This window comes from Spirillospora albida (genome assembly GCF_000718255.1).
Classification (GTDB): Bacteria; Actinomycetota; Actinomycetes; order Streptosporangiales; family Streptosporangiaceae; genus Spirillospora; species Spirillospora albida.
On the sequence record NZ_JOFJ01000003.1, the window covers coordinates 25,626 to 45,450 of the forward strand.

General features: G+C 73.6%; 21 protein-coding genes. 9 read left to right on the plus strand and 12 right to left on the minus strand.

Annotation, left to right across the window (positions count from 1 at the left end; translation table 11 throughout):
- Positions 1-40 precede the first annotated feature (40 nt).
- The 3 genes from IE99_RS0104610 to rimP are packed head-to-tail and all read right to left on the minus strand — an operon-like array spanning position 41 to position 2,133.
- Positions 41-382 carry a DUF448 domain-containing protein gene (locus tag IE99_RS0104610; protein WP_051712034.1) on the minus strand — a complete coding sequence of 114 codons (342 nt, stop codon included), beginning with the start codon at positions 380-382 and terminating at the stop codon, positions 41-43.
- On the minus strand, positions 348-1,508 hold the full coding sequence (gene nusA / locus IE99_RS0104615) for a transcription termination factor NusA (RefSeq protein ID WP_245623062.1): 1,161 nt from the start codon (positions 1,506-1,508) through the stop codon (positions 348-350). Before nusA ends, IE99_RS0104610 begins: the two co-directional genes overlap by 35 nt.
- A gap of 25 nt (positions 1,509-1,533) precedes the next feature.
- A complete protein-coding gene (gene rimP / locus IE99_RS30035; RefSeq protein WP_051712107.1) occupies positions 1,534-2,133 on the minus strand; it encodes a ribosome maturation factor RimP in 600 nt (199 codons plus the stop codon).
- A gap of 332 nt (positions 2,134-2,465) precedes the next feature.
- On the opposite strand from rimP, the gene IE99_RS32935 reads away from it, so the two are divergent.
- Both IE99_RS32935 and IE99_RS0104635 read left to right on the plus strand, forming a co-directional pair.
- On the plus strand, positions 2,466-3,428 hold the full coding sequence (locus IE99_RS32935) for a ferritin-like domain-containing protein (RefSeq protein WP_245623063.1): 963 nt from the start codon (positions 2,466-2,468) through the stop codon (positions 3,426-3,428).
- 36 nt (positions 3,429-3,464) lie between these two features.
- Positions 3,465-4,541, plus strand: coding sequence for a TRM11 family SAM-dependent methyltransferase (locus tag IE99_RS0104635; RefSeq protein WP_030164061.1), 1,077 nt, complete (start codon positions 3,465-3,467; stop codon positions 4,539-4,541).
- 9 nt (positions 4,542-4,550) lie between these two features.
- Here the strand turns inward: IE99_RS0104635 and IE99_RS0104640 are convergent, their stop codons facing one another.
- The gene (locus tag IE99_RS0104640; protein ID WP_030164063.1) at positions 4,551-5,249 is read right to left on the minus strand and encodes an HAD family hydrolase; all 699 of its coding nucleotides are present in this window, start codon (positions 5,247-5,249) and stop codon (positions 4,551-4,553) included.
- 75 nt (positions 5,250-5,324) lie between these two features.
- On the opposite strand from IE99_RS0104640, the gene IE99_RS0104645 reads away from it, so the two are divergent.
- From IE99_RS0104645 to IE99_RS0104655, 3 genes are all read left to right on the plus strand, one after another.
- Positions 5,325-6,893: a hypothetical protein gene (locus IE99_RS0104645; RefSeq protein ID WP_030164066.1), complete on the plus strand. Its 1,569-nt coding sequence runs from the start codon at positions 5,325-5,327 to the stop codon at positions 6,891-6,893.
- Positions 6,894-6,930: 37 nt separating this feature from the next.
- Complete coding sequence (locus IE99_RS0104650; protein WP_030164069.1) at positions 6,931-7,197, plus strand: hypothetical protein; 267 nt, start codon at positions 6,931-6,933, stop codon at positions 7,195-7,197.
- Between the two features lie 120 nt (positions 7,198-7,317).
- A complete protein-coding gene (locus tag IE99_RS0104655) occupies positions 7,318-8,511 on the plus strand; it encodes a lysylphosphatidylglycerol synthase transmembrane domain-containing protein (RefSeq protein ID WP_084219320.1) in 1,194 nt (397 codons plus the stop codon).
- Positions 8,512-8,554: 43 nt separating this feature from the next.
- Here IE99_RS0104655 and IE99_RS0104660 read toward each other — a convergent pair whose 3' ends face one another.
- From IE99_RS0104660 to IE99_RS0104685, 6 genes are all read right to left on the minus strand, one after another.
- Positions 8,555-9,784, minus strand: a complete 1,230-nt coding sequence (locus tag IE99_RS0104660) for an ROK family transcriptional regulator (RefSeq protein WP_030164080.1) — start codon at positions 9,782-9,784, stop codon at positions 8,555-8,557.
- A complete protein-coding gene (locus IE99_RS0104665; protein ID WP_030164082.1) occupies positions 9,784-10,542 on the minus strand; it encodes an ATP-binding cassette domain-containing protein in 759 nt (252 codons plus the stop codon). Before IE99_RS0104665 ends, IE99_RS0104660 begins: the two co-directional genes overlap by 1 nt.
- 191 nt (positions 10,543-10,733) lie before the next feature.
- Positions 10,734-12,017 carry a sugar ABC transporter permease gene (locus tag IE99_RS0104670; protein WP_030164085.1) on the minus strand — a complete coding sequence of 428 codons (1,284 nt, stop codon included), beginning with the start codon at positions 12,015-12,017 and terminating at the stop codon, positions 10,734-10,736.
- Between the two features lie 12 nt (positions 12,018-12,029).
- Positions 12,030-12,815, minus strand: coding sequence for an ATP-binding cassette domain-containing protein (locus IE99_RS0104675; RefSeq protein ID WP_030164088.1), 786 nt, complete (start codon positions 12,813-12,815; stop codon positions 12,030-12,032).
- Positions 12,816-12,959: 144 nt separating this feature from the next.
- Positions 12,960-14,042 carry a sugar ABC transporter substrate-binding protein gene (locus IE99_RS0104680; protein ID WP_030164091.1) on the minus strand — a complete coding sequence of 361 codons (1,083 nt, stop codon included), beginning with the start codon at positions 14,040-14,042 and terminating at the stop codon, positions 12,960-12,962.
- A 301-nt stretch (positions 14,043-14,343) separates the two neighbouring features.
- Positions 14,344-14,646, minus strand: coding sequence for a hypothetical protein (locus IE99_RS0104685; RefSeq protein WP_051712036.1), 303 nt, complete (start codon positions 14,644-14,646; stop codon positions 14,344-14,346).
- 185 nt (positions 14,647-14,831) lie between these two features.
- On the opposite strand from IE99_RS0104685, the gene IE99_RS0104690 reads away from it, so the two are divergent.
- The gene (locus IE99_RS0104690) at positions 14,832-15,371 is read left to right on the plus strand and encodes a hypothetical protein (RefSeq protein ID WP_030164096.1); all 540 of its coding nucleotides are present in this window, start codon (positions 14,832-14,834) and stop codon (positions 15,369-15,371) included.
- 19 nt (positions 15,372-15,390) lie between these two features.
- Here the strand turns inward: IE99_RS0104690 and IE99_RS0104695 are convergent, their stop codons facing one another.
- Positions 15,391-16,458, minus strand: a complete 1,068-nt coding sequence (locus tag IE99_RS0104695; RefSeq protein ID WP_030164098.1) for a zinc-binding dehydrogenase — start codon at positions 16,456-16,458, stop codon at positions 15,391-15,393.
- Positions 16,459-16,602: 144 nt separating this feature from the next.
- Positions 16,603-17,271 (minus strand): aminoacyl-tRNA hydrolase, encoded by a 669-nt coding sequence (locus tag IE99_RS0104700; protein ID WP_030164101.1) that lies wholly within the window; start codon positions 17,269-17,271, stop codon positions 16,603-16,605.
- Between the two features lie 130 nt (positions 17,272-17,401).
- Between IE99_RS0104700 and IE99_RS0104705 the strand changes: the two genes are divergently transcribed.
- The 3 genes from IE99_RS0104705 (at position 17,402) to IE99_RS0104715 (ending at position 19,726) form a co-directional block, all read left to right on the plus strand.
- Complete coding sequence (locus tag IE99_RS0104705; RefSeq protein WP_030164104.1) at positions 17,402-18,469, plus strand: Rv1352/Rv1906c domain-containing protein; 1,068 nt, start codon at positions 17,402-17,404, stop codon at positions 18,467-18,469.
- An 83-nt stretch (positions 18,470-18,552) separates the two neighbouring features.
- Positions 18,553-18,939 carry a tautomerase family protein gene (locus IE99_RS0104710; protein ID WP_030164107.1) on the plus strand — a complete coding sequence of 129 codons (387 nt, stop codon included), beginning with the start codon at positions 18,553-18,555 and terminating at the stop codon, positions 18,937-18,939.
- Between the two features lie 118 nt (positions 18,940-19,057).
- Positions 19,058-19,726: a TetR/AcrR family transcriptional regulator gene (locus IE99_RS0104715; RefSeq protein ID WP_030164110.1), complete on the plus strand. Its 669-nt coding sequence runs from the start codon at positions 19,058-19,060 to the stop codon at positions 19,724-19,726.
- Positions 19,727-19,825 lie beyond the last annotated feature (99 nt).

Sequence of the window (19,825 nt, forward strand, 5' to 3'; positions counted from 1 at the left end):
TGCTCATCGAGCGCTCATAGCAATCTCGACCTGCTTCCGACTAGACGTCGCTTACCAATCGGCCATCCTGCTGCCGCGCGGCCCGCTCCGCAAGCCACGCCCGCAGCGCTTCGGTGTCGAGCGGACCCTTCAGGCGGAACGCCCGTGGGAACGCCCGACGTCGCTCTGCGAGCTCGAGACAACCGGGGTCGGGGTGCACATAGGCACCTCTTCCCGGCAGCCGCCCGCGGGGATCGGGGACGATGGCGTCCTCGACCACCACCAGGCGCAGCAACCCGGACTTGGCCGTGCTGACCCGGCAGCCCACGCACATGCGCGACGGGACCGCCCGGTCACAACTCCTCAGTTTAGCGCGCCGACGCGTCGGCGGGACCGGTCGCATGTTCTCCAGACTCAGACGGGGCCGGGGCGGGGGGTGCGGGGGTTCGTCCTGCCTCGGACGATGCCGGGGTGGAAGGTCCGGATTCGCCGCGCGATTCCGGGCCCGGGACGCCGCGTCCGGACGGCTGGGCCGCCTGTCCGGGGCGCCCGGCGGGGCGGTCGTCGCCCCCGGGCTGCTCGGTGTCGGACCGGATGTCGATCCGCCAGCCGGTGAGCCGGGCGGCGAGCCGGGCGTTCTGCCCCTCCTTGCCGATGGCGAGGGACAGCTGGTAGTCGGGCACGATGACCCGCGCCACGCGCCCGTCGGCGTCCACGACCTCGACCCCGGAGACGCGGGCCGGGGACAGCGCGTTCTTGACGAGGTCGGCCGGGTCGTCCGACCAGTCCACGATGTCGATCTTCTCGCCGTGCAGCTCCGCCATCACGTTGCGGACGCGGCTGCCGAGGGGGCCGATGCAGGCGCCCTTGGCGTTCACGCCGGATTTGCGCGAGCGCACCGCGATCTTGGTGCGGTGGCCGGCCTCGCGGGCGATCGCGGCGATCTCCACCGTCCCGTCGGCGATCTCGGGGACCTCCAGCGCGAACAGCTTGCGGACCAGGTTCGGGTGGGTGCGCGACAGCTGCACCGACGGGCCCCGGTGGCCCTTGCGGACCTGCACCACGTAGGCGCGCAGCCGCTCGCCGTGCTCGTACCGCTCGCCGGGCACCTGCTCCTGCGGGGGCAGGACGGCCTCGAGCCTGCCGAGGTCGACCAGGACGTTGCGCGGGTCCTTGCCCTGCTGGATGACGCCGCTGACGATGTCGCCCTCACGGCCGGCGTACTCGCCGAAGGTCAGCTCGTCCTCGGCGTCCCGGAGCCGCTGCAGGATGACCTGCTTGGCGGTGGTCGCCGCGATCCGCCCGAAACCGGTGGGCGTGTCGTCGTACTCCCGGAGGGCCGCGCCCTCCTCGTCGGTCTCGGTCGCCCACACGGTGACGTGCCCGGTCGCGCGGTCGAGCTCGACGCGGGCCTTCGGCGCCGCGCCCTCGGTCCGGTGGTAGGCGATCAGCAGGGCGTCTTCGATGGCCTTGACGGCCACGTCGAGCGAGATGTCCTTCTCGCTCTCCAGGCTGCGCAGGGCAGTCATGTCGATGTCCACGTGGTTCCCCCCTCTAGTCCGGCTGAGCCGGAGAACGCGTTTCGTCGGCCTCGCCGGCCTCTGTGGCGGCGGCGTCCCCGGGAGCCGGGCCCCGCGTTCCCCCGTCGAGGGGGCGGAACTCCACTTGGACGCGGCCGCGGCCGAGCTCGCCGAGAAGGAACCGGCGCCGGCCCGCCGCCGGGTCGCCGTCGGCGCCCCCCTTGCCCGCGCCCTTGCCCTTGCCCTTGCCCTTGGCCTTGGTGACGACGTCGAACTCGACGGACTCGTCGTCGGCCGCGATCACGCGGCCCTCGACCTGGCCGCCGGCGGTCAGCGGCGCGACGACGAGGCGTCCGGCGGCGCGCCGCCAGTGCCGCGGCTCGGTGAGCGGGCGGTCGACGCCCGGCGAGGTGACCTCCAGCACGTACGCCGCGGAGCCCATGGCGTCGGAGCCGTCCAGCAGCGCCGAGGCGGTCTCGCTCAGCCGGGCGATGTCGTCGAGGCTCACGCCGCCGTCGGCGTCCACGACGATGCGGACGAGGCGGCGGCGCCCGGCGGGCCGGACGTCGACCTCCTCCAGGTCGAACCCCGCCTCGGCGACGGCGGGCGCCAGCAGCCCGGTCAGCGCGGCGATCGCGGCGTCGCGGGACGGCCGTCCGGCGCTCCCCCGGTCGGCGCCGCGGTCACCGGCCGCGCGCTCGGCTCCGGCCCGGCCTCCGGCGCCCCGGTGGGCGCGGCCCCCGTGAGCGCGGCCGCCGCGGGACTCGACGCTCATGGGTCCTCCTCATGTTGTGCCGATCTCGTGTGGTGCGCCTCAAGACTATCGACAGCCGGACACCGGAGCGGTCTTTCGGACAGCTCACCGGCGCGCCGGATATGGAATGCTTGAGCTGCCCTGATGGACGCGTCCGGGGATCGGGACCGCCGCGGGCCGACACCGCCATGCCACCCGGTGAGGAGACGCCCTTGCCACAGGGCCCGTCACGTCCGCCGTCGCGCCGCCTGATGCTCGGCGCGAGCGCCGCCCTCGCGCTGCCGTGGGCCGCGGGCTGCGCGGAGCGCCGGCCCCCGTCGCGGGACGTGGGGACGCTCGCCGCGGCGATCGCGTCCGAACAGGACCTCATCGCGACGTACGAGGCGGCGCGGGCGGCGAACGCGCCGCTCGCGGGGCGCCTCGATCCCGTCCTGGCCCGCCACCGGGAGCATCTGGCCGTGCTGCGCCGCCACCTCGTGCCGGGTTCGGGCGATCGCGCTCACGAGGGCGGGCGGATCCCGGCGCCGAGGGCCGAGCCGCTGCCGCCGGAAGGCGAGGCGGTGCTCGCGGCCCTGCGCCGCCTGGAGGCCCGCGCCGCCGCGGCGCGGGCGGCGGACACGCGGGAGGTCGAGCCGGGGCTGGCGCAGCTGCTTGCCGGCATCGGCGCCTGTGAGGCGGGCCATGCCGGTTCGGTGCGGGCGGCCGGCGTCCCGGACCCCGCGAAGTCGGGCGCGCAGGCGCTGCGGACCGCCCTGGAGGCCGAGCACGCGGCCGTGTACGGGTACGGGGTGCTGGGCTCCCGGCTCGGCGGGACGCTGCGGGCGAGCGCGAAGGCGGCGTGGAACGCGCACCGCGCCCAGCGGGACCGGCTGGGGGCGATCGTGGCGGGCGATCCGGTCGCGGCGGCACCAGTGTACGCGCTGCCGGTGCAGGTCACGTCCGCGCGCACCGCCGCCCAGCTCGGGGCCGCCCTGGAGGACGAGCTGGTCCGCGTGTACGTGGCGCTGGCGGGGGCGCCGGGGCCGAGGCTGCGCGTCCTGGCGGCGGGCTGCGCGCAGACGGCGATGACCCGGGCCGGGCGCTGGCGCGCGGCGGCGGGCGACCGGGCTCCGGCCTGGGCGTTCCCGGGGCTGCCCGCGGCGGCGCTGGCGCCCCCGCCGAGGCCCGGTGAGTGATCCTCCGCGGGTGGCGGCGCTGCTAGGGTCGAGCGGGTGTCCAGGTACGGTCTCCTCGTCTCGCCATCGCACAACCGGGTCTACGGGCAGGCCGCCGCCGGGCTGGTGAAGGCCGAACTCGCGGTCTTCGGCGAGAGCGCGCTCGGCGGGCGGATCCGTGACATCGAGGAGTCGTCGATCGGCGGCGTCCCGTACGTGACGTTCACGGCCGAGGCGCCGGAGCCGGACGACATCCGCCTGCTGTCGAACCTGTCGTCGCTCTACGCCCTGTTCGAGCTGCGGGCCGACGATCTGCTCCGCCCCGTCGCGATAGAGCCGCTGGACCGGTTCCCCAGCGATCTGCTGACGATCCAGAAGTACTCCGGCAAGACCAACGAGCACTTCACCCGGCTGCTCCTCAACGTCACGGCCATGGCGACGTCGGCGCCCCGCGACCTGCTGGCGCGCCGGTTCCGGCTGTTCGACCCGATGTGCGGGCGGGGCACGACGCTGAACCAGGCGATGACGTACGGCATGGACGCCGCCGGGATGGACGTCGACGGCAAGGACTTCGACGCCTACGCCGCGTTCATCAAGACCTGGCTGAAGAACAACCGGGTCAAGCACCAGGCCGAGATCACGAACATCCGCCGTGAGCGCGCCGTCCTCGGCCGCCGCCTGCACATCACGCTGGGCGCGACCAAGGAGGAGTACCGGAGCGGCGACACGAGGGAGATCACGGTCGTGAACGCGGACGCCCTCGGCGCGGGCCGCTTCTTCCGGCCGAACTCGTTCGACCTGATCGTGACGGACGCCCCGTACGGCGTGCAGCACGGCGCGCGTTCCCAGGGCGCGCGGGGGAAGGGCGCGCCGCCGGGCCGGAAGGGCGCCGACCTGTCCCGCAGCCCGGTGGAGCTGCTGGCGAAGGCCGTCCCGGAGTGGACCGGGCTGCTGCGGCCCGGCGGCGCGATCGGGATCTCCTGGAACACCTACGTGGGCCGGCGCGAGGACCTCGCCGAGATCCTCGCGTCCGCCGGCCTCGAGGTGCGGGACTCGGCCGCCCACCGGGCCTTCCGGCACCGCGTCGACCAGGCCATCAGCCGCGACCTGATCACGGCCCGCCGGCCCGGCTGACCCGCCGCGCTAGCCGCCCCAGCCGTCGATGTGCGGCAGCAGCTCGTCCAGGCGGTCGATCAGCGCGTCCGGCGGGGTGAGGCCCGGACGGGAGAACGCGGCGGTCGTCTGGTGCCGGATCTGGACGGCGCGCAGCCCCGCCGCCTTGGCGCCGTGGATGTCGTCGAAGGGGCGGTCGCCGACGAAGACGCAGGACGCGGGATCGGTCGCGCCGACGGCGGCCATCGCGCAGCGGAACGCCTCGGCGTGCGGCTTGGCGTAGGGGATCTCGCTGGAGTAGACGGCCCCGTCGAGCATGTGCAGGACGTCGTCGCGGGCGAAGATCCGCTCGTGCCACTCCCGCGACCAGAGCGTGTTGGACAGGACGCCGATCTTGATGCCGCGCTCGCGGAGGTCCTGGAACAGGCCGGGGACGGCGGGGTCGGTGTGCGTGTGGGGCGTCCACATCTCGAACTTGGTGGCGAGGAGCTCCTCCGTGGGCTCGACGCCGGCCAGCTCGAACAGTTCGGCGAGGGTGGCGCTGAGGTGATCCTCGCTGCCGCGCCGCCACAGCTCCAGCTCGTTCTCGACGAGCGCGCGGGCGGCCTTCTCGACGTCCTCCGGCGGCAGGTGCGCCGAGCAGATCGCGTGCCACATGTCCGCGAGTTCGATGTCGTGCCAGGGGGTCAGGGTGCCGCCCCAGTCGAAGATGACCGCTTTCACTCCCATGAAGCGCATCGTAACGGGCGACGAAAAGGGACCCCGCGCTTGATTAATTCAAGCGCTTTAGACGAGGATCCGTCCATGCGGTCGTCAGCACGAAGCGCGGCGCTCGTCGCGAGCAGCCTCCTGGTCGCCTCCGTCGCCTCCGTCGCCTTCGTCGCCCCCGCCGCGGCCGACCCCGTCCCGGACGGCCCGGGGCGGGCCTTCGTCCCGGCGTACACCGGCGGCCCGGCGACGCCGAGGCCGCTGCCCGGACGGCCCGTCCCGGCCAACCCCTTCCAGGGCCCGGTGGGCACGTCGTCCATGCACGCCGACAGCCACGCGTCGGACACCTACCCCTTCCTGGGGCCGCTGGGGCGCAGGCCCGAGGTGCTCACCGAGGCCAAGGGCGGCGGGCTGCCCGGTCTGTGCTCGACGGTCACGTTCGCCAGGAGGACGGGGCTGATCGTCGCGCAGTGCACGCGCGGGCAGAACTTCACGCTGCGGCTGATCGACCCGAGGACGCTCAAGGACCTCGCCGTCCACGAGCTGCCGCCCCGCTCCTCCACCGTGCGGGCCGTGTTCTCACTCGACCTCGACAAGGTGCTGACCGACACGTCCGGCGGCGCCTACTACTACCTCGACCCGCGGGACCGGGCGGTGCTCGCCGACTCGGCGTTCCATCTGCGGCGCTTCGCGCACGAGAAGGGCCCGGACGGAGCATGGCGGTTCACGGTCACCGATGACTGGGACCTGAGCCGGCACCTCCCCCACGACTGCGCGACCTGGACGAACCCGTTCCCGAAGGGCGAGTGCGACCCGATCACCGCGGTCGGCCCGGACTGGGGCGGGCTGATCTGGTGGATCACCCGCAACGGCCGCGTCGGCACCGTGGATCCCGCGACGGGGACGGTCAGGCGGACCGCACTCGCCGGGGAGCGCGTCCAGAACTCGTTCGCGGCGGCCGAGGACGGCGTCTCGATCGTGTCCGACCACGCCCTCTACCGGATGAGGGCGGACGCGTCCGGCACCCCGCGGATCGTCTGGCGCCACGCCTACGACCGGGGCAGCGGACGCAAGCCGGGCCAGATCGACCAGGGCTCCGGCACGACGCCCACGTTCTTCGGCGACGGGTACGTCGCGATCACCGACAACGCCGACGAACGCATGAACATCATCGTCCGGCGCCGCGCCGGCGGGCGGCTGGTCTGCCGGATCCCCGTGTTCGGCAGTGGAAGGAGCGCCACCGACAACTCCCTCATCGGGTACGGGAACAGCCTGTTCGTCGAGAACAACCACGGCTACCGGAACTTCCTGGAGCTGCCGCCCGGCGGCTCGACGGTGGGCGGGGTCAGCCGGGTGGACGTCGATCCGGGAGGCAAGGGCTGCCGCACCGTCTGGACGAGCGCGGAGCGGTCGCCGTCCACCGTCGCGAAGGTGTCGGTCCCCGCGGGGCTCCTGTACCTCTACACGAAGGAGCCGCGCAAGGACCTGCTGGACGCGTGGTACTTCACGGCCGTGGACGTCCACAGCGGGCGCACCGTCTACAAGGTGCTCACCGGCATGGGCAAATGGTTCGACAACAACTGGGCGCCCATCACGATCGGCCCTGACGGCACGGGCTACGTCGGGGTGGTCGGCGGGCTGGTGGCCGTGCGGGACCGGGGATAGGAGAGTAGGTCACGGGCGGGCGGGAACACCGGTCCCCATGAGGCAACGCAGACCGGGCGAGGGCCGCGACCACCGCCAGGACATCGACGAGATGGGCGACGACGAGCAGGGCATGGACGTCGCGCTCACCGAGCAGTACGTCCAGGATCCGCCCCCGGACCACGTCATCGAGGAGCCCCGCGAAGGGCCGATCGGCATCACCGAGTACGAGAAGCGGACCGAGGGCGCGGGCGACGACGGCCCCTGGCCGCCCCCCAACCCCCCGGCCGAGTCGGACGCGATGCACCACACCCGCCGCCCTTAGTCCCCGGGGTCGCCGGCATGGCGTCCGTCACTTGACGATTTCGAGATCGTTGCGCGGGGAATGTCATACGCGAGCCGTAGGTTGCGCAAGGCGGGACGAGCTTGCGAGGTGACCGGGGACATGCACGACACAGTCACGGCACCGGTCCGCCTCCAGGCCGACGCCCCGCCCTCCCCTCCCTCCGGAGCGCCCGCCGGGACGGCCGGCGCGCCCACGCGGTGGCGGCGCGCGCGAGGCCCGCTGCTGCGCTGGGGGTTCCTCGCCGCCGTCCTGGCCGCGCTCCCCTTCTTCGCCGGCAGCCTTCCCGACCCGGGCGCGATGTGGGCGTCGCTCAAGACCGCCCACCCCGCCTGGCTGGTCGTGGTCGTGGTCGCCGAGGCGGGCTCGATGGGCGCGTTCGCCCGGCTGCAGCGCCGCCTCCTGCGGGTCGGCGGGCTGCGCATGTCCCGCCGCCGCGCGTTCGCGATCACCTACGCGGGCAACGCGCTGTCGACCACGCTGCCGGCCGGGCCGGCGGTGAGCATCGGGTACACGTTCCGGCAGTTCCGGCGGGGCGGCGCGTCCGCCCGGCTCGCGACGGCGGTGATCGTGGCGGGCGGGGTGATCACCACCGCCGCGTACACGGTGATCGGGCTGCTGGCGCTGACGACGCAGCCGCAGGCGCGGGTACCGGTACTGGTGGCCCTCGCCGTCCCGGTCCTGCTGTTCCTGCCCGCGCTGCGGTGGGGCGCGCTCCGCGCCCGGCTGGCGGTGCCGCTGCGGCACCTTTACCGGGCCGCGCTGGCGCATCCCCGGATCGGCCCGCACGCGGCGCGGCTCGCGGACGTCCGGACGGCGCTGCGCCCGTCCCGTCGCGACTGGGCGGCGCTCGCGGCGCTGGCGGTGCTCAACTGGGTCTGCGACATCGTGGCGCTGCTCGCGGCGGCGCACGCGGTCGGCATCGACGTCGCCCCGCACACGGTGGCGCTCGCGTACTTCGCGGCGCAGGCGGCGGGCAGCGCCCTGCCGCTGCTGCCCGGCGGGCTCGGCGCGATCGAGGGCAGCATGGCCGCCGCGCTGGTCGCGTTCGGCTCGGCCGTGACGCCCGCCGTGGCGGCCGTCGGGCTGTACCGGTTGATCTCGTACTGGGCGGTCGTGGCGGTCGGCTGGACGGCGTGGCTGGCCCTGCACGACGGGCCGCGCGTCCCCGAGCGCGCCAGGGCGGCGGCCGTGCGGGCGGGCGGCGCGGTCCTGCGCAGCCTGACCGCGGCGGCCCCCGTCACTCCCTGCGGCGGCCTCGGCTTCGCGCCTCCCGCGCACGTCCGCCGCCCGTAGCGCCTGGAACCGGGCCGGAACCGCTCGCGCTCGGGACGCCTCCTCAGGAGACGGGGGTGTCCTCCGGGGTGCGCAGGCGGGTCAGGACCTGGACGGGGTCGGCGAGGACCTCCGCGAACGCGAACTCGGCGGCGCCGACGAGGGTCGTGTCGTCGCCGAGCTCGGTGGTGCGCAGCTTCACCCGCTCGCGGGGCGCGGCGAGCGCGTTGGTCGCGAGGACGCTGCGGACCTGCGCGGCGGAGCCGAGGTAGATGTCGCGGAGCGTCCCGCCGAACACCACCATGCCGGGGTTGAAGACGTTGACGAGGTTCGCGACGCCGAGCCCGAGCCGGTTCCCGACCCTGTGCAGCGCCTCGCGCGCGACGATGTCGCCGCGGTCGGCGGCGTCGACGACGCCCCGGACGGCGTCGCGGCCCGACTGACCGGGGGCCGCCTCGCGCCCCGCGAGGTCGAGCAGGGTCCGCTCCCCCACCTCGGCCTCCAGGCAGCCGCGCGCGCCGCAGGCGCAGGGCCGTCCGCCGGGGTTGACGACCATGTGGCCGATCTCGCCGCCGAAGCCCTCGTCGCCGCCGAGCAGCCGCCCGCCGACGATGATCCCCCCTCCGACGCCGACGTCGCCGTGCAGGTAGATGAGGTTGTCGCAGCCGACGCCCGCGCCGCGCTCATGCTCGGCGAGCGCGCCGAGGTTGGCGTCGTTGCGGACGGAGACGGGGATGCCGAGGCCGAGGCGGCGGGACAGGGCGTCGCCGAGGTGCACGTCGCCGACGTCCAGGTTCGGCCCGAACATGATCGCGTCGTCGGACCGCCGGACGGTCCCCGGGAACGCGAGCGCCGCGCCGACGCACACCGCGCCGCGGTCGGCCTTGCGGACGAGGGACCGCGCGCCCGCGGCGAGGGTTCCCACCAGGTCGGAGGGGTCGGCGTCGCGGGATCGCGCCGCCTCGCGCCGGTCCAGGACGACGCCGCCGAGGCCGACGCGGGCGACGACGAGCCGGTCGACGCCGACGTCGAACGCCAGCACGTAGACGCGGGTGGACTCGGGCCGCACGACCAGGGACGGCCGGCCGGCGCGCCGTCCCGGCCCGCGCGGCAGCTCCTCCCGGACGAGGCCCGCGGCGGTGAGGTCGGACGTCAGCGCCATGATCGTGCTGCGGTTCAGGCCGAGCGACTCGGCCAGCCGCGCGCGCGAGGCGGGGCCGCGCAGATGGACGAAGCGCAGCAGCGTGCCGAGGTTGTGCCTGCGGATCTCCTCCGGCGCCGGGCCCGCGCGCATCATCGGCGCAGCCCGAGGTCGCCGCTGACGCCCGCGGTGATCAGCTCGACGATCTGCCGGTGCGTGACGTCGGAGGTCCGGACCTGCGCGGCCATGCGGCCGAGGTAGAGCGCGGCGATCCGGTCCGACACCGCGAACACGTCGTTCATGTTGTGCGAGATCAGCACGACGGCGAGGCCCTTGTCGGCGAGCCGGCGGACGAGCTCGAGGACCTGCTGGGTCTGCACGACGCCGAGCGCGGCGGCGGGCTCGTCCAGGATGACGACCTTGCTGTCCCACAGGACGGCGCGGGCGATCGCGACGGTCTGCCGCTGCCCGCCGGACAGCGTGGAGATCCGCTGCCGGACCGAGCCGATCGTGCGGACGGACAGGCCCGCGAGGGTGCCGCGGGCGAGCTCCTCCATGCCGGCCTCGTCCAGCATGAGGCCCCGGCGGCGCTCGCGGCCGAGGAACAGGTTCTGGACGATGTCGAGGTTCTCGCAGAGGGCGAGGTCCTGGTGGACGATCTCGATGCCGAGCGCCGCCGCGTCGCGGGGGCTGCCGACCCGGGCCGGGGCGCCGTCGAAGCGGTACTCGCCGGAGTCGAACGGGTGGATCCCGCCGATGCACTTGACCAGAGTCGTCTTGCCCGCGCCGTTGTCGCCGACGAGCGCCGTGACCTCGCCGGGGTAGGCGGAGAACGCCACGTCGTGCAGGACCTTGACGGAACCGAAGCTCTTGTCGATGCCGCGCAGGTCGAGGACGGGCGTCACTGACATCCTGAGGGGCTCCCACCGTGCCACGCCGCCGTCGCGCGATGGGCGGTCGTGGCCGCCGAGCGTATCAGCCGCGCCAGGGTGCCGGTACCCGGGCGTTGCGGCGCCGTTCCGGCCCGCCTCGAGCGCGTGGGGCCGCACCGGGGGGCCGGCGGCGGCGCGCGCCGCCGGCCCCCCGCCGCCGCCCGGCAGGTTCACCTTCCGGTACTCGACCGGCGGCGCCGGGCGAGGGCGTCGATGCTCGCGGCGAGCAGCAGCACGACCCCGGTGATGAGGTAGCTCAGGTACGCCTTGGTGCCGAGGAGCCCCAGCCCGTTCTCGATGATCGCGATGACCAGGCCGCCGAGCACGGCGTCGCGGGCCTTGCCGCGGCCGCCGAACAGGCTCGTCCCGCCGATGACCGCGGCGCCGACCGCGTACAGCAGCGTGTTGCCGCCGCCCGCGTCGGTCGCGACGGAGTTCAGCCGGGACGCGGCGACGATGCCGCTGACCGCCGCGAACGCCGACCCGATCATGAAGACGGAGATCCGGATGCGGGTCACGTTGATGCCGGCCCGGCGGGCCGCCTCGGCGTTGCCGCCGACCGCGTAGATGTGCCGGCCGTAGGCCGTCCGGGACAGGACGAACGTGCAGCCGATCAGCAGGACGCCGACCAGCGGCACGCCCCACGGGATCCCGGCCAGCGTGATCAGCGGGCTCGGGGCGCGGTCGATGCTGAGCAGGTAGGTGCCGGCGAGCAGCACGACCGCGACGACCGCGGACTGGGCGACGACGAGCTGCAGCGGCCGCGAGTGCAGCCTGCGGTCCCGCTGCCGTTTCCAGCGCAGCAGCTGGGTCGCGGCGTAGCCGGCGGCGCAGAGGGCCGCGAGGGTCCAGCCGAGCGGTACCGGCATGTTCTTGTTGGCGAGCGCGACGATGACGTCGTCGCGGACGGGGACCGTGCCGCCCTCGCCGATCATCCACAGCGTGATGCCCTGGATGCCGAGGAAGAAGGCCAGCGTGACGACGAACGACGGGATCCGCAGGACCGAGACCAGCCAGCCGATCGCGGTGCCGAGGACGATGCCGACCGCGACGGCCGACAGCACCGCGACGTACCACGGCTGGCCGGAGTCGACCATGAGCTTGGCCATCACCGCCGCGCAGACGCCGCTCGCGACGCCGGCGGACAGGTCGATCTCGCCGAGCAGCAGGACGAACACCAGGCCCATCGCGAGGATGGTGATGGGCAGCGCCTGCGTGAACAGGTTCGCGATGTTGCCCTCGCTGAGGAACGTCTCCGGCTTCAGCGCGGTGAACAGCACGATCAGGCCGGTCAGCCCGAGGATGGCGGGCAGCGCGCCGAGCTCGCCGGAACGGATCCGGTCCCGGTAGTCGCGCACCGCCGACCGCATGTCGTGCTCGCGCAGGTCGTTGGCGAAGTCCGCGTCGGCGAGTTTCACGGCGGGACCCTTGCCCCCGGGGATGTCGGTGGACACCTGCGTCCCCTTTCAGATGCTCTCGGCGGCGGTCTGCGGCGCGAGGCCGAGATCGCCGGAACGGCCGGCGGTGATGAGCTCCACGACCTGGCCGTGGGTGACGTCGGAGGTCGCGACGTCCGCCGCGACCCGGCCGAGGTAGAGCGCGGTGATGCGGTCGGCGACCTCGAACACGTCGTTCATGTTGTGCGAGATCAGCACGACGCCGTGCCCGGTCTCGGCGAGCCGCCGGACGAGGTCGAGGACCTGGCGGGTCTGCGCGACGCCGAGCGCGGCGGTCGGCTCGTCCAGGATGACGACCTTGCTGTCCCACAGCGCGGCCTTGGCGATGGCGACGGTCTGCCGCTGCCCGCCGGACAGGCTCGCGACCTGCTGCCGGACGGACTTGACGGTGCGGACCGACAGCCTGGCCAGGGTCTGCCGGGCCGCCTCCTCCATCGACGCCTCGTCCAGCACGAGGCCCTTGCGGCGCTCGCGGCCGAGGAACATGTTCTGCACGATGTCGAGGTTGTCGGCGAGCGCGAGATCCTGGTAGACGATCTCGATGCCGAGCGCGGCCGCGTCGCGGGGGCTGCCGATCTGGACCGGCGCGCCCTCGAACGTGATCGTGCCGGAGTCGGTGGGGTGGATCCCGGCGATGCACTTGATGAGCGTGGACTTCCCGGCGCCGTTGTCGCCGACCAGGGCCATCACCTCGCCGCGCCGCACCGTGAAGTCCACGTCGTGCAGCACGTGGACGGCGCCGAAGCTCTTGTTGAGCCCGGTCAGGTGGAGGACGGGGTCTCCGTTTTCTGCCACGATCTTCCTTCCAGGTTCTGCGTGCCCGCGGCGGGCCCCCCGGCGTCCCGGTCTCCCGGGTCCCGGGACGCCGGAGACCGTGGCCCGGGCGGCCGGGACGCCGTTGCGAGGGTGGGGGCCCGCCACGAGGTCAGCGGAGGTCCGTCACTGAATGCCGGCGGCCTTGCACTTGGCGGCGTAGTCGCCCTTGCACAGCTCCTCGGCCTTGACGAACCCGTCGTCGACGACCCGCTTGATGTTCTCCTTCGTGATGCCGATCGGGGTCAGCAGCACGGAGGGGACGTCACGCTTGCCGGTGGCGTCGTTGGTGGTGCCGTTCGTCTCGGCCTTCTCGCCCTTCAGGAGCGCGACGGCCAGCTTCGCCGCGGCCTCCGCCTCCTCCTTGACGGGCTTGTAGACGGTCATGCACTGGGTGCCGTCGAGGATGTTCTGCAGGCCCTGGAGGGTGGCGTCCTGGCCGGTGACGGCGACCTTGCCGCCCTGGCCGTTCTTCTTGATGATCGACACGGCGGCGTTGCCCACGCCGTCGTTCGCGGCGAGCACGCCGTCGATCTTGCCCCGCTGCTCCGTCCACATCTGCTCGAAGATCGTGGCGGCCTTCTCGGCCTTCCAGTCCGGGACGGCCTGCTCGGCGACCTTCTTGTATTTCGTCACCGGGTCGAGGATGTTGTGCGCGCCCTTGGCGAACAGGGTGGCGTTGTTGTCGGTGGGGGCGCCGTTCAGGTAGACGATGTTCGCCGCCTTGTCCCCGAGGCACTTCTGCAGGCCCTTGCCGAGCTCCTCGCCGACCTTCACGTTGTCGAACGACACGTAGTAGTCGGAGACGCCGCCGAGGGTGAGGCGGTCGTAGTCGATGGTCTTGACGCCCCGCTGCTGCGCCTTGCGCTGGACGGCGGCGGCCGAGTTGGAGTCGATGCCGTCCACGACCAGGATCGTGACACCGCTGGTGATCATCTGATCGGCGATCGTCTGGAACCGCTGGGTCGAGCCCTCGGCGTTCTGGATGTCGTACTGGACGCCCGCGGCCTTGAATGCCTGCTCCAGGTACGGCCGGTCGAAGCTCTCGTACCGGGTCGAGGAGACGGTGTCGGGCAGGATCACGCCGACCTTGCCCTTGATGGCACCGGAGCCGGAGCCGCCCTCGTCGTCGGAGTCGCCCCCGCACGCGGTGAGGGTGAGCGCCGCCGCCGCCGATACGGCGACGAGGCTGAGGATCCCCTTGCGCATGGCCGGGTCCTTTCTGGGGTGGGTGGCCGCGATGACACGGGCCAGGGTTGGTGCAGCGCCGGTCGCTAGGGAGCGGCGCGAATGTTGTGTCCCGCAACTTATGTCGCTTACCGCCACCGCGCCAAGTGTTCCGGACGCCGAATTTGTTGTCGCCGGTAACAATCCCGTAACACGAGATCAGCAGGGGAAACGACCCGCCGCGACGCCCCTGGGCGGGCGGCCCGCCCGGTCGGCCGGGCTCGGCATTATGTTCTTCGGATCAACATTCAGGGCGCGACGCGAGCCCCGGCGCGACGGCGCGTCAGCCGGAGCGGGCGGACAGGACCCGGGCGACCCGGTCGGCGGCCTCGGCGGCATCGCCGGCGGCGGCGATCCGCTCGGCCCACGACCACCGGAACCACCAGCCCTCGCCGCCGCGCTCCACGAGGATGGTCTCGGTCAGCGCGGCGGCGTCGGGGTTCGCGACATGGAGGCTCGGGGCCTGCCCGCGCGGGAGCGTGAGGCGGACCCGGAGGCCGCGGCGCGACAGCTCGCCGGCCAGTTCCTCCAGGTACTCGATCCGCGTCCTGGCCGGCGCGGCCGCTCCCGTCTCGTCAGGCGTCATCGCATCCCTCGCGGGCTCCGCGCGGTTCTCCGGGCGGACCTCACCTTTCCGCGTCCGGGGCCGGGAGGCAAGCGTCGGAGCCGGTCAGCGCGGTGCGGCGCGGCGATCCGCGGACGGCGCTCGGACGGAGCACCCCGTTCCCGATATCTTGCCCCTAGAAGACGTTCGGGGAGAGTGGGGCCAGCATGACGGTGAGCGCGGGCGGCGACGCGGAACGGGCCCGCCGGGGCGGCGCCCACTGGCACCGCTACCACTACGCGGTCGGCGTGTTCCTCGCCGCGTACGGCGTGACGGTGCTGGCCGGGTCGGCGCTGCGGTGGGACGACCGCCGCGAGGAGATGGAGATCTACTTCTCCGGGTCCGCCGGCACCCTGCTGCTGGTGGTCAAGGCGTTCGAGGCGCTGCTGCTGCTCTGCGCGGCCGCCGCGCTCGCGCTGCGCCGGGACGTGCTGCTCGTCCCGCCGCTCGCGGGATGGATGGCGGGGTTCGCGATGTTCGCCGTCCTGGACGTGTTCGCGGCCCGCTGGGGCGGCCTGGTCGAGCACCTCTGCTACCTGGCCGGCTTCGTCGTCCTGCTGTTCCTTTCGTACGGGTTCAGCGCGATGGCGCAGGCGGCGGGCGCGGCGGGCGGCGCGGCGCCCGGGTCCGGCCCCGGCACGGGCCGCCTCACCCGGACGCAGGAGCTCGCCCTCGCGGCGATGAACCGCCTGCCGCGCCCCTCCTGAGCCTCGTCGAGGCCCGGCCCTAGGGCACCACGACGATCTTGGCGTGCCGCTCCGGGGCGCCCAGCTCGGAGAACGCGCCCATCACGCCGTCCAGCCCGACGGTGCCGGTGATGATGGAGCCGGCGTCGATCCGACCGTCCCCGATCGCCGCCAGCGTCGCGCCGTACTCGGCGGGCAGCGCCCCGAACGTTCCGCGGATCGTCAGCTCCTTGCTGACCGCGACGCCCGGCTCGATCTCGTCGGGCTCCATGCACACCCCCACCACCATGACCGTCGAGCCCGCCGGAGCGCCCTCCACGACCCGGCCGAGCACGCCGGGCACCCCCACGCACTCGAAGATCACCGCCTGCTTGGCGCGGACGCCCAGCAGCTCGGCGGCGATCCGGTCGACGGTGCCCGTCGGGACGCCGAGGTCCGCCCACCGGTCGAACGGCGACCCCGCGGCCGGGTCGATGACCTCGTCCGCGCCCAGCCCCTCGGCGAGCGCCCGCCGCTTCGGGGAGAAGTCGGCGGCGAGCACCGGGCCGTGGCCGCGCGCCTTGAGCACGGCCACCACGCCGAGCCCGATCGGCCCGAGGCCGAGGACGACCGCGACGTCGTCCGCGCCGATGCCGCTGCGGTCGACGGCCCGCGTCCCGACCGAGAACGGCTCGGTGATCGCGGCGACCTTCGGGTCCAGGCCGTCCGGGACGGCGAAGACCAGGCCCTCGTTCACGATCATGTACTCGCCGTACCCGCCGGGGTACATCGGCGTGTACCCGATGATCCCGGCGCCCTGCGGCCCGATCCCGATCGGCGGCCCGCACACGGCGGTGCCGACCGGGAAGCGGCCCTCGGTGCCTGGCCCCCGCTCGACCACCTCGCCGGCGAACTCGTGGCCGAACACCAGGCCGTCGCGGGGGTCGTAGGGCGTGCCGCCGGACCGGCGGGTGGTGTCCATGAACGCGTCGGGGTGCTCCAGCGCGTGCAGGTCGGATCCGCAGATGCCGCAGGCCAGCGTCCGGACCAGCAGCTGCCCCTCCTGCGGCACCGGGTCGGGCACGTCGGTCACGATCATCGTCCGGTCCGTGGTCAACGCTGCGCGCATGCGCGGCCTCCAGCCTGTGCGGTTGCTGCCGTCCACCGCACCGAACCATGTTCGCGCGCCGAGCGGTAGTCCTGATACCAGCGATCGCTGGCGCATTCCCGGACGTCCGCGGCGGTGACGGTTCCCTAACGCGCGGCCCGGTCCCTAACGCACCACCCAGGCGACCGCGGTCATGGTGCCGGGCGGGACCTCGGTGAAGCCGCCGTCCCGCACCGCCACCGCGGCGCGCTTCACGCAGGTCTTCCACGGGACGTCGCGGGCCAGATGGACCCGCAGGCCCCCCTCGAGCCACGCCGCCGCGTCCTTGCGGCCCGCCTGCCGGAGCAGGAGCTGCGCGGCGTGCCCGCACTGGGCGGCGGCCTTTCCGGTCGTGATCCGGACGTCCGGGTTCAGCGCGATCGCGGCGTACGGGGCGTCCGGCAGCGGCGCGGCACCCCCGTCGGCGAGGTCGAGCCCGGCGACCTGGAGTTTCGCCAGCTCCTGCGGGACGTCCAGCATCGGCCCCGGCACGAACGCGCGCACTTCGGCGCCGGCGTGCCCGACGGTCACGCCGGGCAGCTCCTGCACCTCGGGCCAGCGGACGCCGCGCGCCCGCCGCGTCACCTTCCGGATGCGGCGCGTCTCCCACTCGCGGACGGCGCCGTGCCATTCGCCGTCCGGATCGGCGGCGCGCGGGTCGCTGAGGAGCCGGACGACCGCCTGCGCGGCGGCCTCGCAGACCGGCTCATGGGCGGGCGGATCGGCTTTCTCCACCCGCACCACCAGCTGCATCGCCCAGGGCGGATCGTCACGGGGATCGTATTCGGGACGCACGGACGGAGTATTCCAAACCGAATCCGTCGGGTGGTACACGACTTTCCGGAGGCGGAACTGGGTACGGGATTCCGGGAGGAACAGCCTCGCGGGCGGGCGAGGGGGCACGGCGGAGGCTCGGAGGTCGCCGGTGACCAGTGGCGCGTGGAGCGATTCCATCCCCGGTATCGGAACGTTTTTCGTCGGCATCGACGTCGCCCCCGGGCGCTACCGGTGCGACGACGGCAAGGGCGGCTGGTGGGTCCGGTTCACCGGCCCCTCGGGCGGCGAACCGGTCGGCTCGTGGCCGCTGCCGTCCGGCCCCACCGAGATCGAGATCGCGCCGGACGACTTCGCGTTCGAGACGCACATCGGCACCCGCTGGCGGCGGATCGCGCCCGCCCGGCGGCCCGGCGACGGCCCCGCGCCGCAGGCCCGGCCGGTCGCCGACCCGACGCTGCGCGCCGAGCTCGACACGATCGTGGGCCGGCACCGGCCGCTCGCGTGGCTGGCGCCGGTGACGGTCCTGCTCGTCGGGGTGCTCGGCTCCACCGTGCTCGGCTCGCTGTGGCTGATCGGCCTCGGGATGCTCGCCGTGCTGGTCGCGCTCGGCACGCCGTCGGTCTCCCTCGACATCCGGCGGGCGCGGGAACTGGAGCGGCGCCGCGACCGGTACGTGACGCCCGAGGACCTGGACACGCCCGGACGGGACCTGCTCGCCCGCGTCCAGGCCGCCGTGGACACCGTCCGCGACTCGGAGGTCAACCGGGAGGGGCTGCTGGACACCGTCGACAACGCCGTCACGCTGCCGCGCCAGGAGTGGGAGATCGCGCAGGTGCTGGCCCGGCAGGCGCGGCTGCGCGGCGAGCAGGAGGAGATGTCGGCGTCGGCGCGGCTGCCGGAGGTGGACGCGGCGCTGCGGCCGCTGCGCGCGAAGCTGGAGCTGTCGGTGGCGGCGGTGACCCGGCGCGTCGAGGCGCTCGAGCGGTACGCCGAGCGGGCGGAGGAGGCCGACGAGGCGCTGCGCGCGACCCGCCACCTGGAGGCGATCGCGGCGCGGGCGCCCGAGTACGACGAGCTGCTGGCCGACACCGTGCGGGACGAGCTGGCGCTGCCCGCGATCGAGCGGCTCACCGAGCAGGGCGACGAGCTCGTCCGGACGCTCCGGGAGCGGATCGCGGCGGCCGAGCAGGCGGGCGGGGAGCTGTCACCGCCCTAGACGACCCCGGGTGTACATCAGCGCGAACACCAGGCAGGGCCTATTAGACATCAAGTCCCACAAGAACGGGACAGAATGGCCGGATGGCACAGATCAAGGTCTACGGCCGCAGGGACGTATGGGCGGACCGCAGGCGGGACGTCTCCGACCTGCTCCACGAATGCCTGGAGTCGGCGTGGCGGCTGCCGCCGGGCAAGCGGTTCCACCGCTTCCTGCTGCTGGACCCCGAGGACCTCGTCTGCCCCGAGCGCGGCGAGCGCTATCTGATCGTCGAGATCCTGTGCTTCACCGGCCGCTCCGACGACGCCAAGCGCGACCTCATCCGCACCCTTTACGCGCGGATGGCGCCGGCCCTCGGCCTCGCGCCGGGCGATCTGGAGATCACGATCATCGACACGCCCAAGGTGAACTGGGGCATCCGGGGCGTCCCCGCCGACGAGCTGGCGCTGCCCTACCCCACGGAGATCTGAGCGTCCGCGGTCCCCCTTTGCCCGGTCGGGCACTAGAGCAAGCGCTTGTGCGGCGCGTAATGTGAGGCCGACGCGCCGTACGGGCGAGCGCCGCGGGCGCGCCCGGCATAATGAGGGGGTGACGACCACGAGCGCCAACTCCGGCCGCCCCGGCACCCGGACCCCGGGCCAGGGCGGCGGCCGCCGCCGCGGCAAGGGCTCGTCCGCGCTGGCCTCGGAGCGGCGGGAGCACCTCGTCCGGCTGGCCGCCGAGCTCTTCGCCGAGAAGGGCTTCCAGGCCACCACGGTGCGCAACATCGCCGACGAGGCCGGCATCCTCTCCGGCAGCCTGTACCACCACTTCGACTCCAAGGAGTCGATCGTGGACGAGATCCTGGCCGGCTTCTTCAACGAGATCATGGAGGCGTACCGGTCCGTCATCGACGGCGGCCGGGACGCCCGCGAGACCATGGCCGCGCTCGTCCGGATCGCGTTCGGCACGCTTGAGCCGCACCGCGCCGCCATCACCGTCCTGCAGAACGACTGGAACTACCTCAAGGACATGGAGCGGTTCGCCTACCTCATCAAGTCCGAGGACGAGGTAGAGAAGCTCTGGGTCGACACCATCAAGGCGGGCCAGAAGGAGGGGCTGTTCCGCGTCGACCTCGACGCGACGCTCACCTACCGGATGATCCGCGACACGATCTGGGTCGCGGTCCGCTGGTTCAAGCCGGGCGGGCGGCTGAACGCGGCCGATCTCGCCGACCACTACGTCAAGGTCATGTTCGACGGCATCAACGTCCACTGACGTACGCCGGGCCGGTGGAGGCGATCCCACTGTCCGGCGCGTATCCCCCCTTATGAGCCGTCGGGCGTCCATAGTGTCCTTAGTCGCACTCGCTATCGA

Bases quoted from the DNA above. Each gene is read 5' to 3' on its own strand.
- IE99_RS0104655 (WP_084219320.1), top strand. From the start codon at position 7,318: ATGCACGACACAGTCACGGCACCGGTCCGCCTCCAGGCCGACGCCCCG.
- IE99_RS0104690 (WP_030164096.1), top strand. From the start codon at position 14,832: ATGACGGTGAGCGCGGGCGGCGACGCGGAACGGGCCCGCCGGGGCGGC.
- IE99_RS0104660 (WP_030164080.1), bottom strand. From the start codon at position 9,784: ATGCGCGCGGGCCCGGCGCCGGAGGAGATCCGCAGGCACAACCTCGGC.
- IE99_RS0104610 (WP_051712034.1), bottom strand. From the start codon at position 382: ATGCGACCGGTCCCGCCGACGCGTCGGCGCGCTAAACTGAGGAGTTGT.
- IE99_RS0104645 (WP_030164066.1), top strand. From the start codon at position 5,325: ATGCGGTCGTCAGCACGAAGCGCGGCGCTCGTCGCGAGCAGCCTCCTG.
- IE99_RS0104685 (WP_051712036.1), bottom strand. From the start codon at position 14,646: ATGACGCCTGACGAGACGGGAGCGGCCGCGCCGGCCAGGACGCGGATC.
- IE99_RS0104710 (WP_030164107.1), top strand. From the start codon at position 18,553: ATGGCACAGATCAAGGTCTACGGCCGCAGGGACGTATGGGCGGACCGC.
- IE99_RS0104650 (WP_030164069.1), top strand. From the start codon at position 6,931: ATGAGGCAACGCAGACCGGGCGAGGGCCGCGACCACCGCCAGGACATC.
- IE99_RS0104640 (WP_030164063.1), bottom strand. From the start codon at position 5,249: ATGGGAGTGAAAGCGGTCATCTTCGACTGGGGCGGCACCCTGACCCCC.
- IE99_RS0104665 (WP_030164082.1), bottom strand. From the start codon at position 10,542: ATGTCAGTGACGCCCGTCCTCGACCTGCGCGGCATCGACAAGAGCTTC.
- IE99_RS0104695 (WP_030164098.1), bottom strand. From the start codon at position 16,458: ATGCGCGCAGCGTTGACCACGGACCGGACGATGATCGTGACCGACGTG.
- IE99_RS0104680 (WP_030164091.1), bottom strand. From the start codon at position 14,042: ATGCGCAAGGGGATCCTCAGCCTCGTCGCCGTATCGGCGGCGGCGGCG.
- nusA (WP_245623062.1), bottom strand. From the start codon at position 1,508: ATGACTGCCCTGCGCAGCCTGGAGAGCGAGAAGGACATCTCGCTCGAC.